This window comes from Bartonella sp. 220B, from assembly GCF_026930205.1.
Lineage (GTDB): Bacteria > Pseudomonadota > Alphaproteobacteria > Rhizobiales > Rhizobiaceae > Bartonella.
Genome location: NZ_JANHOI010000019.1, coordinates 1 through 12,730, shown reverse-complemented (window position 1 = coordinate 12,730; position 12,730 = coordinate 1). Strand labels below are relative to the sequence as shown.

Annotated in this window: 14 protein-coding genes and 1 pseudogene; 8 read left to right on the top strand and 7 right to left on the bottom strand. The window is 38.6% G+C overall.

Annotated elements, in window-relative coordinates:
- Positions 1-508 precede the first annotated feature (508 nt).
- From NPX99_RS08025 to NPX99_RS08010, 3 genes are all read right to left on the bottom strand, one after another.
- Positions 509-2,131 (bottom strand): YfjI family protein, encoded by a 1,623-nt coding sequence (locus tag NPX99_RS08025; RefSeq protein ID WP_269031328.1) that lies wholly within the window; start codon positions 2,129-2,131, stop codon positions 509-511.
- A 396-nt stretch (positions 2,132-2,527) separates the two neighbouring features.
- A complete protein-coding gene (locus NPX99_RS08015) occupies positions 2,528-2,728 on the bottom strand; it encodes a helix-turn-helix transcriptional regulator (RefSeq protein ID WP_004865796.1) in 201 nt (66 codons plus the stop codon).
- 221 nt (positions 2,729-2,949) lie between these two features.
- The gene (locus tag NPX99_RS08010; protein WP_269031327.1) at positions 2,950-4,116 is read right to left on the bottom strand and encodes a tyrosine-type recombinase/integrase; all 1,167 of its coding nucleotides are present in this window, start codon (positions 4,114-4,116) and stop codon (positions 2,950-2,952) included.
- Between the two features lie 171 nt (positions 4,117-4,287).
- On the opposite strand from NPX99_RS08010, the pseudogene NPX99_RS08005 reads away from it, so the two are divergent.
- The 4 genes and pseudogenes from NPX99_RS08005 to NPX99_RS07990 form a co-directional block, all read left to right on the top strand.
- A pseudogene (locus NPX99_RS08005) lies at positions 4,288-4,605 on the top strand (hypothetical protein); the annotation flags it as partial.
- Positions 4,606-5,194: 589 nt separating this feature from the next.
- On the top strand, positions 5,195-5,953 hold the full coding sequence (locus NPX99_RS08000; RefSeq protein WP_269031326.1) for an antA/AntB antirepressor family protein: 759 nt from the start codon (positions 5,195-5,197) through the stop codon (positions 5,951-5,953).
- Between the two features lie 484 nt (positions 5,954-6,437).
- Positions 6,438-6,743 carry a hypothetical protein gene (locus NPX99_RS07995; protein WP_269031325.1) on the top strand — a complete coding sequence of 102 codons (306 nt, stop codon included), beginning with the start codon at positions 6,438-6,440 and terminating at the stop codon, positions 6,741-6,743.
- Between the two features lie 396 nt (positions 6,744-7,139).
- Complete coding sequence (locus NPX99_RS07990) at positions 7,140-7,658, top strand: Rha family transcriptional regulator (protein WP_269031324.1); 519 nt, start codon at positions 7,140-7,142, stop codon at positions 7,656-7,658.
- A 698-nt stretch (positions 7,659-8,356) separates the two neighbouring features.
- Here the strand turns inward: NPX99_RS07990 and NPX99_RS07985 are convergent.
- Genes NPX99_RS07985 through NPX99_RS07975 form a run of 3 tightly spaced genes read right to left on the bottom strand, consistent with a single transcriptional unit; the run spans position 8,357 to position 9,116 of the window.
- The gene (locus NPX99_RS07985) at positions 8,357-8,524 is read right to left on the bottom strand and encodes a hypothetical protein (protein WP_269031323.1); all 168 of its coding nucleotides are present in this window, start codon (positions 8,522-8,524) and stop codon (positions 8,357-8,359) included.
- Between the two features lie 42 nt (positions 8,525-8,566).
- A complete protein-coding gene (locus NPX99_RS07980; protein WP_269031322.1) occupies positions 8,567-8,872 on the bottom strand; it encodes a BrnA antitoxin family protein in 306 nt (101 codons plus the stop codon).
- Positions 8,850-9,116 carry a BrnT family toxin gene (locus NPX99_RS07975; RefSeq protein WP_269031321.1) on the bottom strand — a complete coding sequence of 89 codons (267 nt, stop codon included), beginning with the start codon at positions 9,114-9,116 and terminating at the stop codon, positions 8,850-8,852. Before NPX99_RS07975 ends, NPX99_RS07980 begins: the two co-directional genes overlap by 23 nt.
- 117 nt (positions 9,117-9,233) lie before the next feature.
- On the opposite strand from NPX99_RS07975, the gene ssb reads away from it, so the two are divergent.
- Positions 9,234-9,677, top strand: coding sequence for a single-stranded DNA-binding protein (ssb, locus tag NPX99_RS07970; protein WP_269031320.1), 444 nt, complete (start codon positions 9,234-9,236; stop codon positions 9,675-9,677).
- Positions 9,678-9,689: 12 nt separating this feature from the next.
- The gene (locus tag NPX99_RS07965) at positions 9,690-10,217 is read left to right on the top strand and encodes a hypothetical protein (protein ID WP_269031319.1); all 528 of its coding nucleotides are present in this window, start codon (positions 9,690-9,692) and stop codon (positions 10,215-10,217) included.
- A 10-nt stretch (positions 10,218-10,227) separates the two neighbouring features.
- Here the strand turns inward: NPX99_RS07965 and NPX99_RS07960 are convergent, their stop codons facing one another.
- The gene (locus tag NPX99_RS07960; protein WP_269031318.1) at positions 10,228-10,851 is read right to left on the bottom strand and encodes a hypothetical protein; all 624 of its coding nucleotides are present in this window, start codon (positions 10,849-10,851) and stop codon (positions 10,228-10,230) included.
- A 207-nt stretch (positions 10,852-11,058) separates the two neighbouring features.
- On the opposite strand from NPX99_RS07960, the gene NPX99_RS07955 reads away from it, so the two are divergent.
- Positions 11,059-11,391, top strand: a complete 333-nt coding sequence (locus tag NPX99_RS07955) for a hypothetical protein (RefSeq protein WP_269031317.1) — start codon at positions 11,059-11,061, stop codon at positions 11,389-11,391.
- Positions 11,372-12,700, top strand: a complete 1,329-nt coding sequence (locus tag NPX99_RS07950; RefSeq protein WP_269031316.1) for a PBSX family phage terminase large subunit — start codon at positions 11,372-11,374, stop codon at positions 12,698-12,700. Before NPX99_RS07955 ends, NPX99_RS07950 begins: the two co-directional genes overlap by 20 nt.
- The last annotated feature ends 30 nt before the right edge of the window (positions 12,701-12,730 follow it).

The window sequence follows — 12,730 nt, the reverse complement described above, 5'->3', positions numbered from 1 at the left end:
TTCACTCGAAAAGCCATAAAATGCGTCAAAAAAATTTAACAAGATGCATTTATAAACAGCATGTAAAAAGCAAAGTAGTGAAATTTGCTATTCATTTTATGGGAAATTAAGACAAATTCGATATGTGTTTTAAGAGTTCAAAATGAATGTTTTGAAGAGTTTTATGATCACTCTAATCATAAAAGAATTGTCAGTTAAGATTTACCGACAAAAATTGACAAAAGCAGACAAAACTCAAGTCACTGATTGTCTATTTTACTCACATGGTTTTTATCGATTGGATTGCAAAAATTTGTATAATGCTAAACTATTGAAATAGAATGTTTTTATTTTTTCTCAATTTTTTAAATGGAAGGGGGGGAGTAAATCAACAGACAAAACTAACAAAAGATACAAAACTCTTTTTACAAAAGAACTCTGATCATTTTCTTTGCAGAAGGTTATCTAACAGAATCCATTGAAAAAGAGTTTTGCGAAATTGTTTTGAAAAGCTTTAAAAGAGCTTTCTTCATTGCTTTATACTCTGATTTTTCACCAAAGGATGCCATTCATAGCGTTTATCAGGAGGTCGACCTGTTCCACTACCGGCATGAAAGAGTTCACGAATGTGGTTTGTATGGCATAACAGCTCCAAAGCTTGCTTAACAGCTTCTTTATCTTTTAAATGAGCCCAGCAGCGTCTGTAGATATCACGGGCAGTAAAAACCTCAGGTAAGCCATCACAACGCTCTACAATCAGTTTTGCACGCTCTTCTGTTAAAGTATCCCCAGCAGCATAAAGACGTTTTGCATGGCTTAACAGATACTCTTCCCAGCGCAAGGCTGTTTGAAGGGCACCTTTATTGATTTCAAAACGACCACCTTCAATAAGTTCAAAAATCAAAGCAAGACTTGCTATGGTTTTGTCCATTTTTCCAAGATGGGATTGTAAGGACTCTGAGAGATCATCCCTTCTTATCTCTTTCTGGTGATTTTCCCACCATTCACGAAATATCTCTTGTGCTTCGGCAGAAAAGTGCATGGTAATCGGATATTGAGAGGATCCTACCGGTTTATCATAAAGAGAACGAAAGACTTGTTTATAAGCTTCCCTTGCTTCTTGATTGCGATATCTATCAACCCATTTTCGGTCTTGATTTTCATCGGGCCATACAATCATTTGAAACCGTTGCAAGAAACCATCGTCGTTTATTCCACGCTTTATTGCCTGAATAAGGGGGATAATCCGAGAAGGTTGAATACCTCCTATAATGGAAAGCGTTGCATTGGGAATATGAATCGTTCCACGCCCAATACGGTCATAGGTATAGGGTTGATCCCCATTAAAAGCTTGTAAATAAAACCCACGGTCTGTTTGATATTCCTTAAGTTCTAAGTTTGCTAAAAACCCAGAGAGTTCATCACGAACCATCAATAATCCACGCGGGTTTTCTTTGAGTAATTCTCCTAGCTTTTCGACAGTCACATCATTGACAATAAGACGCCGTTTGACCAGAGTATCATCCTCACTTTCTTTGTGTTCGAAAGGTTCAGCAAGAAGAACAAGGGCTTGTTTTTTGTCTTTATTTTTTAAAGCTTTGCCGGCTTGTTTTTTCTTTTCTCGTTTGTCTAATTCCATGAGAATATCTTTTGTTTCTTGCTGTTTTTTCTGTTGTCTCCATTCTTGATACCATTCGTTTTGAAAAACATACAAAGGAGCTAAAGCCGCTTGCATGGCAGGTGTTTTCCTAGCAGAAGGTTGACCAATAATCATACCCCACAGATTAGGGACAATTTTCCAATCATTACTATGCTGTTTTGGAGCTATGCGAACACCATTACCAATAAGGGCTGCTAACCCACACAAGGCAGAAACGGCAACGAAATCGACAGGGGATTGTTGACGGTCAGCAATATCATAAATATAATTTCCCAATGCTGTTGGAACTTGTGCAGGGTGAAAAGGCACAACCGGTAAAAGAGCGCTGCTAATCGGTTTTAATTCGCCCCAACCAATTTGTTGCAAAGCCTGTTCATAAGGAATGGCTTGTAAACAGGGATGCTCCTTTAGAGAGACAGTGTCGTTATTGTGATCATTATCATTATTATTTAATGGAATATTTTCATTGTTATTTTGCACATCTTGTTTCATCTTTTTTTACCTTTCATAATTTAATAAGAGATTATTAAAATCAGCTCCTTTGGGAGCTTGCATCATCAAGACATTGAAGCCTTTGCTATAAGCGCAGGCAGCAAGGGCAAAACCTGCTTTACGACCAGCATGGCTAATGATGGGGGCATTTGTCGTGAAAACGTAAAGGCGTGAAAGCGTAAATTAGGGGGGGCAAGCCACAAATGATGCCCCGCTTGCGTAAATAAAGCTCTGTTAATCCCCAGACACCCCGCAAGGCATTTGTGATGCCCTGAGCATTTATAGAATTATACATTTTTCTCATCCTTAAACATTGCGTCACAGGATGGATTTTGCTATATTCTTATCGGTTTATAAGAGAAAGCCTTGTCCATCCTTATGTGACAAGGTTTTTTTTTATGCAGCGTCACTTTGACGTTGCGTTTTGGCTTTTTCAATCACATCCATCAAATCCGATTGTAACCAACGCGATAAAGAACCAAATTTTAAAGGCTTTGGTAAAGATCCATTGGTGACATGACGGCGGAATGTTGAAACGCTTATATGCAATAATTTTGCACTTTCGCGGTCTGTAAGAAGAACATCATTTTCAGTCATAACTTATCCTTTCAATCTCAAAAAATGGAAACAAATCAATAAGCATTTATTAACCATATTTTGTTGAGATTGGAAAGTAAGTTTATTCATAAAAAACAGTATTTTATGATGTATTTTCTCATTTGATAATTTATGAGTCTTATTGAAACGGAATGAGAAAAAAAGAGAGAAAAAGTTATCCACAGATAATGAAGGAATGATGGGGCAAAGTACCCCATCTATTAAGATTGTCCCGTGACATAAGCCGCCCATTTATCCATATAAACACGGCGTTGTTCTAGATAGTCAGTACGACGGTAAGCACGCTCTACTTGTCCACCGACCACATGACCTAGAATGGTTTCTGCTACCTCATAGGGAGCATCGGTTGTTTCTGCTAACCAATCGCGTAAACTAGAACGAAATCCATGGGGACAAGCATCAAGTCCAGTTTGTTTCATATATTTTGACATGCAACTATCAGCAAGAGGACCACGACCTTTTGCAGAGAAAAAGAAATCATTACGAGAAAGCAGGCGCGCTTGTTTAATCACTTTTAATGCTTCTGTTGATAGAGGCACGCGAAATTCTGTTGTAGCATCACGCTTTCCTTTCATATTTTCAGCAGGGATGGTCCATATATCTCCATCAACTTGATCTTTATGGATATGACGCAAGGGATATGTACGAACCCCTGTCAGAATAAGCAGACGCAAAGCCAGTTGAGTTAGGGTTGGTGTTTCGCAAAGTGTTTTATAAAAAGCCGGAACATTTCTCCAATCCATTGCTGGTCTATTTTGCGTTTTATGGCGTTGTTTCCCTAAGAGAGCTTGTGCTTTTGCTGTTGCTTGTAAATCAACATCCAATCCCAAGGCAGCCGCATGTTTGAGACAAATATTAAGACGAATGAGAGCTCTACGAGCTGTTCCAGCTTTTGTATGCCAGATGGGAGCGAGAACTTTGCGTATATCGGTTTGTGTAATCTCTGAAACCGGTAGACAGCCCAATTGGGGGAGAATATGAAGTTTTAAAGGTGAAAACCAATCTCCATTTTTACCATCTCCTTTTAATTCAGCTTTACGACTTTCAAAAGCATCCACGGCAATGTCTTTTAAATAATGCAGATTACGCATTGCCTCACGCTTTTGTTTCTCACGTTCTTTAATAGGGTCACGCCCCTCACGTAAAACAGAACGCCACCCAGTTGCCAATTCACGGGCTTGCTTTAAAGAAACATCTCTTAAGGCACCCAAGCCCATTTCGCGACGCCGCCCGTGGATGGTATATCGGTAAATCCATTGAGCACCACCATCTTTACGCTTATGGAGTAATAAGCCAGCACCATCATTATATTTGCCAGCCCCCAATGTTGCGACAGCCCTTGCATTAAGACGATTCATTAAAGGCATTTTTGTTCCTTTCTTCTCTATTTTTTATCCACACGCTAATCCCACTTGTGATGTGCAAAGGGATGATTTTGATTGATTCAAGATAAGCAGGTTTGAAATGAGAGAATCTTAGGATATTCGGGTCTCTCATTCAATATGCAAAACAATGAATTATCGTTATAAATCAATATCTTGTACGAGTATGAAAACGGCTCTAGAGAGTATGAGACTATAGAGGGCGGGCAATATCACGAGATACCTGATCACGTTGATTACAGTACGAAGGCGCGGGTTAGGGGATGGATTTACGGTGGTTCACTGCCAAGATCTTTACTGAGTTGCGATGCGTTGATAGCTGATGTGAATAAGAAAATCAAAAAACGCACAAAGCAAGATCAGTTGATTTGTGAAATCACAAACGATGGTGAGGTATGCTATTCACAGGCTTATGAAGATATGGACAGAGAGCTAGAGAACGCCGTGAAAGCACTGAGACCAAAAATGGGGTGAGTGAGTTAGCGCCCCCAAAAATGGGGTGGCGATTTAACCAGTCCAAAAATGGGCCGGTTGAAATAAAGGGGTCAATCCAAATTTGGATCGACCTATAAAGCCTAGAATAACGCGCGTTTATAGTTTTCGCCAAAATTGGCGAAAATTCCCAACGCAGGCAACTCTCATAAGCAAAAATTACGCTCGCCAAAAATGGCGAACGTTAAAATTTAGAGCAGAAGATAAGGATTTCACTTGCCTCCATAAAAAAATGGAAGCGAAATCTTTGCTTCCCAAATTTGGGAAACGTTAAAATCTAGAGAAAACAATGATAAAAAACAAAATGAAAAAAATCGCAATAATCCCATTGACAGTAAAATACGAATAGGATATTACGAATCACGCACTTAAGAACACTTTGAAAGCGGGAAAGTGTGATTCTCATTAGTAATCTTTTTCCTGCTAATTGTCAAAGAGTTTTTAATTCAGAATATGCGTCTAGCATATGATGAGGGGATTGCCGGGTGTGATTGTGGACGTCCCGCTTTGTCCAAAGCGCCCGGCATTCTTGAGTGTTAATTGAAAACAAGTGTCAATAAGGAGGTGACGTATGTCACAAAATTTAAATTTAATAGATATCAATCAAAATGAAATTAACGGCGAATTAGTAAAAACAGTGAGTGCGCGTGAATTGCACGAATTTTTGGAAAGTAGACAAGACTTTTCTACTTGGATAAAAAACCGTATAAAAAAATATAACCTATTGGAAAATCAAGATTATATAGTTTTCCATAATTTTGTGGAAAACCTCCAAGGTGGGCGTCCGAGCTTAGAATATTACCTCACATTAGACAGGGCAAAAGAGCTTTCTATGCTTGAAAACAATCAAAGAGGTAGAGAAGCCCGTTTGTACTTTATTGAATGCGAACGGCGTGCAAAGCAAGCAGCACCACAAATGAACCTTGCAAATGCTTTAGAGGACCCTCTCTATATTAAGAAGCTGCTTTTAGAAAGCATTACACAATTAGAGACTTTAAAAAGTGAAGTGAGTACCCTTAAACCAAAGGCAATGGCTCTTGATAACTTGCAACGTTTAGATGGTTTAGTGGGAATTACAGAAGCCGCTAAAATATTGGAAGTGGGACGTAATAACTTAACTGATTACTTGAGAAAATATAAATGGGTTTATAAAAGAGGACCAAAGAGCCCATTATTGCCTTTTCAAGATAAAATCAAAAAAGGGCTTATGGATTGTACAACAATCACTATTCAGACAAAAGACGGTACAGAAATGTTACTACCATCAACTAAATTTACTGCAAAAGGATTAGTTTGCTTAAGAGAAGAACTTTATGGAAAAGCGCAATAATTTTTAAGCAATAATTTTTAAAAAGCGTATAATGGATTTATGTCGGGTGTGCTTATACCATACAAGACCCTTCAAGGGAAAAGTGTAAGCAACGGACTTGTGACCGTGTTTTTGAGCGCCCGATGCCCTTATAGAGTGTCACTCACATTTGAAATGTTGCCCTTTCAAAACAACAATATGTGAAATATTTTTTAAAAAAGCATGTTGACATTGCTATAGCGTGATGTTAAACGAATCATAAGTGCTGAAAACACTTAGTGTCGAGCGGGTTGATCACGATAAGATCATTTTCCTGCTTTTAAAAATACTGATTGTCTTTTATGCTGTTATTAGCATATAAAGATTACGCCGGGTGTAGCTATGCTATACAAGACCTTCACTGGGAAGGCATAGCGGCGGACTTGACACCGTGTTTTCAACACCCGGCGCCCTTATAGGGCGTCAATTGAAAACTCTAATTTTATGTCAAGAAAGGTTATATACCATGCAAAATCTAACTGTAGATGCTCTATGCAATCTCTGGCTCTCAATCTGTAAAGAAGCTAATCTAGACACAACCGAAGAAAGCTACCACAACGCTCTTGTAGACCTAATGTCCACAATCGAAAAGGCTATCGCTCTTAAATTGCAAGACGAAAATCCTAATATCATAAAAATTCTAGCTATCCTTACTAACTTTGGTTATTCAGAACCAACACCCGATTTAGAGCCGCTTCTAAAAGCTTACGAACCAAAAATCAGTAACAATTCTCCAGTAACTGAAATACATACTATACACAAAGCAGCTTAAATAACAGGCGCGGCGGGGGCGCCTCTCTCAAATTAAAAGGATTTTAGTTCACTTGGATTTCAAATCCGACCCTTTCAAAACAACAATATGTGAAATATTTTTTAAAAAGCATGTTGACACTAATAAACCATTATGTTAAACGAATCACAAGTGCCTAAGAAACACTTAGCTATTAGCGGATAGGTTACGAAACAACCTTTCCCATGCCTTTAAAATACTGATTGTTTTTTATGCTATTATTAGCATATATTGATTACATCGGGTGTAGCTATGCCATACAATACCCTTCGCGAGGGAAAAGCATAGCGACGGACTAATAGCCGTGTTTCTTAGCACCCGATGCCCCTTATAGGGGTGTTAATAAGAAACTTACTAACTATTAGAAAGGTTTTTTCAATGAAAAATCTAGTTACAATCAACGATGATGGCATTGCAGTCACAACTTCTCTCAAAATTGCAAATGGTGTGGGTAATAGCCATGCTACTGTTATTAGATTAGTACGTAAAAATATTAAAGATTTTGAAGAGTTTGGAAGGGTTGGATTTGAGATCGTACCCTTTAAAACAAATGGTGGATGGCAAAAAAGAGAAATCGCTATCCTTAATGAATCGCAAGCAACTCTTCTTATGACATATATGCGAAATAATGAAATCGTGCGCGCTTTCAAAAAAGCACTCGTTAAAGCTTTTTATGAATTAAAAAAACAATCAATAGAGTATGATTTATTTTCTAGAGAATGTAATGTGTTTTCTTATGAAAGTTTAAGAACACCAGAGGGCATTGGTAAGCTTCTAGAATTGATAATGAGACGGTTGTTGCACGCAAATGAATTAGAAAAAGAACTTTATCATTACAAATTTGTTACAAATGAAGCAAAGCGCCTCTTAACAAATGGTATTGTACAAGCAGCGTAAATAACAGCTGGTTTTAACAAAAAAAAGCCGTGTCATTAACGACGCGGCTTTAAATTTGGAGAATTTAGTCAAGAAAAGGAGTTTAAAACGAAGTAGTAAACTACATTTAGTTTCTACATAAAATACATACAATATGCAAGAGTCTGTAAGAAAAAAACCGCACCTTTTATGATGCGGTTCTGATTTTAACAATTTTTTATCACCTAAGGAAAAACAAGATCTAAAATACATATTCTGTGTATAAAGGCAAGATCGTTCTTATCGATTTGCATCTTAAAACGCGTTATGTTAATCTTATTTTGCAACGTAAATGTTGTATTTTGAGCCGCTCTTTAGGTTTGAAATTTCCCCCCCTTTGAAGAATAAAGCCGTGCCAATTAATTTTGACACGGCTTTGTTTTGCAATGCAGGCTGGTTCTTAAATTATATGACTAAATTGTGTATAATGACAAGAGCTTTATTATCAAATTGCATCTTTAAAAAGAGTATGTTATCTTAAAAACAGACCTGAGAAATTGAAAAGCCTTGTTATGTTTTTTTACATAGCAGGGTTTTTTTATAGCTGTTATCATTAGGCAAAATAAAACCGCGTCAATCAATCTTGACACGGTTCTATCCTATTTTTTGTTATTCCATAATAATCAACCCTAATATGGCACATTGTGTGTAAAAACGCAATATCAAAACACCTTTTTAAGTTATCTCTTCTTATGAGAAATTGCTGTCATTTCTTGTTTACGTGCAATAATACTCAATACATGTGAAACATAACCATTATTTTGGGTTTCTAGAGCATCTTGTAATAATTCTTTAAAATCCTCAGGGGTTTGAAAAAAATCGCTAGCGTCAAATGTTGTTATCTTCATCACTAATCTCTTTTGCTAATTGAAGGGCTCTTCACAAATCAATTAGCAATCGCTTGCTTTCTTTAAAACTTCACTCATTCGTATACGCCAGTCTTTACCTTGCGCCTTAAAAAAAGCAATAACATTAGAGTCAAGTCGTAAGGTAATCGCTTCTTTTGGAGACGCAATTGGAGGGCGTCCTCGTTTGCGACGCTCGTTATCTACATATTTAAAAAAGGAGGCTGGTAAAACTTCTGTAGCTGGTTTTAAACGTGCAAGTTCTTCATCTGTAAGCGGCGGTGAGTTCACCGCTTCCAAATCTTCTTTTGTGTAATAGCGCTTTTCTTTAAAGGTTTTTTTGATAGTCATTGAAAACCTCTCTTTCTTTCTTGTTTGCACGACGGAAACTGATAATGGATATCGCTTCTGTGCCAAGTTGTGCAAAAATAACAACCGTGGTTCCATCAGCAAAACGTCTAATAGCTTTCATGCGATTTGAATGTGTTGCGTCAATAAAGGCGTGTTTCCACTCAAAGTAAATAACATCTGTGAAATCCAGCCCATGTTTATCAATGTTTAAAACTCTTTTAGGTTCATCCCATACTATTTTCATATATTTTATGTACACTAAAAATAATATTTGTCAATAAATTGTTGAAAATATTGAAAAAAATAGAAAATTATGCTATAATTACATACATAAAAAGTGCATATATAATGGATTTGATAAATGCTTAATAAAGTGATTTTAATTGGCTATTTAGGTGCTGATCCCGAAAGCAAAACAATGAATAGTGGTGCTGAGGTGGTTAATTTTCGCATGGCTACCTCTGAAAGCTATACTGATAAGAGCACCAATCAAAAGGTAAGCAAAACTGAATGGCATTCTGTAGTGGTTTTTAATCCACACTTAGCAAAGATTGCGCTTCAATATCTCAATAAAGGCAGTAAAGTCTATATTGAAGGGCAACTTCAAACCCGCAAATGGCAAGATAAAAATGGTCAAGAGCGCTATACAACAGAGATCATCTTGCCTCATTACAAAGGTGATTTAAAGCTTTTAGATGGCAAAAATGATGATAATCAAGAGCAGTCATCATCGCCTTATGACCGAAGCTATCAACGCCCTCTTGATATGCCTCATACCAATATGAATGACAGTGTTCCTTTTTAAGAAAGCGATGTTGTGAAAAAAACAAAAAAGAGGGGACGCCCTAAGATCATAGGGCAGTTAAGAGAGCCAAATGGTCGTATATCACGAGCAAAAACACCACGTGAACCTGTTGATCACTTGGCAATAGAAACCCGCGCCAAGCGCTTTGGTTTAACGCTACAAGAGGCAAGAAATCCACTTTCTGGTACCTATATAGGGCGGCTTTGTTTGCAAGGTGTGCTTACACAAGAGCAATATGATGCGGCACAAAAATATCTACAGATAAGAAACAACTACCTTTGTGCAAAAGGCTTGCCAAGCGCCATTTATGATGATGTGTCTACAAATACAGACCCAAATAGTCTTGAACAATGGGTTGAAAAAGCAACCAATTACTATCAAGCCGTGCAAGAGGCAATAAAAGAAGCACAATGCCTCTATAGACAGTATAATCTTTACGCCGCGCTACAGTATCTTGTTATAGAAGATCAAATGCTACCGCATCTCGTGAGTTCATTACGTGTCGCTCTTAATGCGCTTCAAAAGTACTCTGATCGTTAAACGACAATCTCTATCTTGGCTCCATTATATTGTATATCGTTTCTAAGTCTCTGCAAACTCGAGGTGTTCGTTTAGTTGGTTCATGATTACCAGTTCTTATCCCAGCATTTACACCAGCCGTTACATCCATCATTTGTGTTCTGGGGCTAATACCATTTCCACTTGAAGAATTAAGAAATTTTTTGGCGTAATAAATCATTCGATCCTTAGAGTTCATAGACATATTGTATGCCCAAATAAAATCTCCTTCACTCCAATTATATTGATAGCGTAAACTACTTATTACATTGGGTAGATTTGCCCATGGCATTTCTTCATTATAATCACCCCGCAATAAATTCACAAAACGTCCACATAAAATAACAAGTATATGACGATGCTGTATAAGATCAAATCTGGGAGAAGCATCTTGATAGCCACGGCTGTATATAAATTGCGTTGCTTTTTGTTGCTTTTCAAAATGTTCAAAATCTTTGTATTCTCTTGCGTATTCTTGATAAAGTTTATCATACTTCTGTATGTCATCTACACTTGTAAATATACGCATAAATCCAAATGACATTGATGTAAAGAGCATTGATATAGAAAAAAAGGCTATAAATGTTACAATGCGTGTTATAAAAAGTAATTTCATCACGTAGTCCTTTAAATTATCATAATTAACGCTGTCTAACTGATTCCCTTTGCATCTATCAATATGTGTTATTTTGTTGTTGACAATGTGTTGCAAATCGTATTTAATGACAGATACGGCACTGGACGTATTGTATCTAAACGAGGGGCAGTGCAGTAAGGAAATCCCGCAAATGCGGGGTTTTTTATTATCGGGAGGGCGTATTTTATGACATCAGAAAATACAGAACAAGCTCCACCAGTCAAACAAAAATGGATACCACCAAGAGCTGGGTTGGGGCGCGTCAAGGGCATTCCCAATAAAATGACGCGCATTTTAAAAGAGGCAGTTCTTAAAGCAGCAGAGAATGCTGGTAATAAAATAGGAAAAGAGGGTTTAATTTCCTATTTGGAAAAGCAGGCTATGGATTGCCCCGCTGCTTATTTGGCTCTGCTTGGTAAGGTATTGCCTTTACAGGTGACAGGTGAGGATGGGGGAGCGATAAAAACAATAACGCGTGTAGAGATCGCGCCTTTAGTGAATGACGACCAAACAGATTAGTATTGTACCAAAGCTTATACCAATCTTTACAGGGAAGGCAGCGGTTCGTGCTGCTTGGGGAGGACGCGGGTCTGGAAAAACAAGATCATTTGCCTTGATGGCGGCTTTAAAGGGCTATCAATTCGGCATGGGAGGGATTTCAGGTACTATTCTTTGTGCTCGTCAGTTCCAGAATTCTCTAGCAGAGAGCTCTTTGGAGGAGATTAAACGCGCCATTGAAAGTCATGACTTTTTAAAGGACTATTACAAGATTGGGGAGTCTTCGATTAAATCGAGAGATGGTCGTATAGCCTTTCAGTTTTCAGGTCTTGATCGCAATGTAGCGAGCATCAAGTCGATGGGGCGTATTTTGCTTTGTTGGGTTGATGAGGCGGAACCTGTCACTGAGACAGCTTGGCAAACGCTTATACCGACTTTACGTGAAGAAGGTGAAGGCTGGCGTGCAGAGTTATGGGTGACATGGAACCCATTGCGAGAGAATGCCCCCGTTGAGAGGCGGTTTCGTTTTTCTGATAATGAGGCAATCAAGCGTGTTGAGATCAACTGGTCAGACAATCCGAAGTTTCCAAAGATCTTGAATGAAGCACGGTTGGATGATCTCAGGAACCGTCCCGAGAGCTATAAGCATATTTGGGAAGGGGATTATCTGAAAGCCGTTCAGGGTGCTTACTATCAGAAAGAGATGTTGGCAGCCGAGCAGGAGGGGCGGATAGGGCGTGTTGCTCGTGATCCTTTGATGCAGATACGCGCTTTTTGGGATATTGGGGGCACGGGCGCCAAGGCAGATGCGACGGCAATATGGATAGCTCAGTTTGTAGGACGCGAAATCAGGGTATTGGATTATTACGAAGCACAAGGGCAACCTTTATCGGAGCACATAGGCTGGTTGCGTCAAAATGGCTATGAGAAGGCGTTGATGGTTTTACCCCATGATGGTGCGACCAGAGACCGTGTGCACAATGTGAGTTTTGAGAGTGCTTTGAATGATGCTGGTTTTGAAACGCAAGTTATTCCCAATCAGGGGGCTGGGGCGGTCAAGATACGTATAGAGGCGGTGAGGCGGATATTGCCTTCAATTTGGTTCAACGAAGAGACGACCGTAGCAGGACGCAAAGCACTGAATTGGTATCACGAGAAGTGGGATGAGAAGCGCAATATAGGTTTGGGTGCAGAGCATGATTGGTCCAGTCATGGGGCGGATGCCTTTGGCTTAATGTGTGTAGCATATGAACCACCCCAAGAAATACGGAAACGAGCAGCTTATAGCGGTAGAAGAGAGTATGAGAGTAGCTCATGGATGGCAGAATGATGCAAGATGATGAAACATTAGATCAGGAAC

Bases quoted from the DNA above. Each gene is read 5' to 3' on its own strand.
- NPX99_RS07995 (WP_269031325.1), top strand. From the start codon at position 6,438: ATGCAAAATCTAACTGTAGATGCTCTATGCAATCTCTGGCTCTCAATC.
- NPX99_RS07955 (WP_269031317.1), top strand. From the start codon at position 11,059: ATGACATCAGAAAATACAGAACAAGCTCCACCAGTCAAACAAAAATGG.
- NPX99_RS07980 (WP_269031322.1), bottom strand. From the start codon at position 8,872: ATGACTATCAAAAAAACCTTTAAAGAAAAGCGCTATTACACAAAAGAA.
- NPX99_RS08015 (WP_004865796.1), bottom strand. From the start codon at position 2,728: ATGACTGAAAATGATGTTCTTCTTACAGACCGCGAAAGTGCAAAATTA.
- NPX99_RS07990 (WP_269031324.1), top strand. From the start codon at position 7,140: ATGAAAAATCTAGTTACAATCAACGATGATGGCATTGCAGTCACAACT.
- NPX99_RS07985 (WP_269031323.1), bottom strand. From the start codon at position 8,524: ATGAAGATAACAACATTTGACGCTAGCGATTTTTTTCAAACCCCTGAG.
- NPX99_RS08025 (WP_269031328.1), bottom strand. From the start codon at position 2,131: ATGAAACAAGATGTGCAAAATAACAATGAAAATATTCCATTAAATAAT.
- ssb (WP_269031320.1), top strand. From the start codon at position 9,234: ATGCTTAATAAAGTGATTTTAATTGGCTATTTAGGTGCTGATCCCGAA.
- NPX99_RS08010 (WP_269031327.1), bottom strand. From the start codon at position 4,116: ATGCCTTTAATGAATCGTCTTAATGCAAGGGCTGTCGCAACATTGGGG.
- NPX99_RS07950 (WP_269031316.1), top strand. From the start codon at position 11,372: ATGACGACCAAACAGATTAGTATTGTACCAAAGCTTATACCAATCTTT.
- NPX99_RS08000 (WP_269031326.1), top strand. From the start codon at position 5,195: ATGTCACAAAATTTAAATTTAATAGATATCAATCAAAATGAAATTAAC.
- NPX99_RS07960 (WP_269031318.1), bottom strand. From the start codon at position 10,851: ATGAAATTACTTTTTATAACACGCATTGTAACATTTATAGCCTTTTTT.
- NPX99_RS07975 (WP_269031321.1), bottom strand. From the start codon at position 9,116: ATGAAAATAGTATGGGATGAACCTAAAAGAGTTTTAAACATTGATAAA.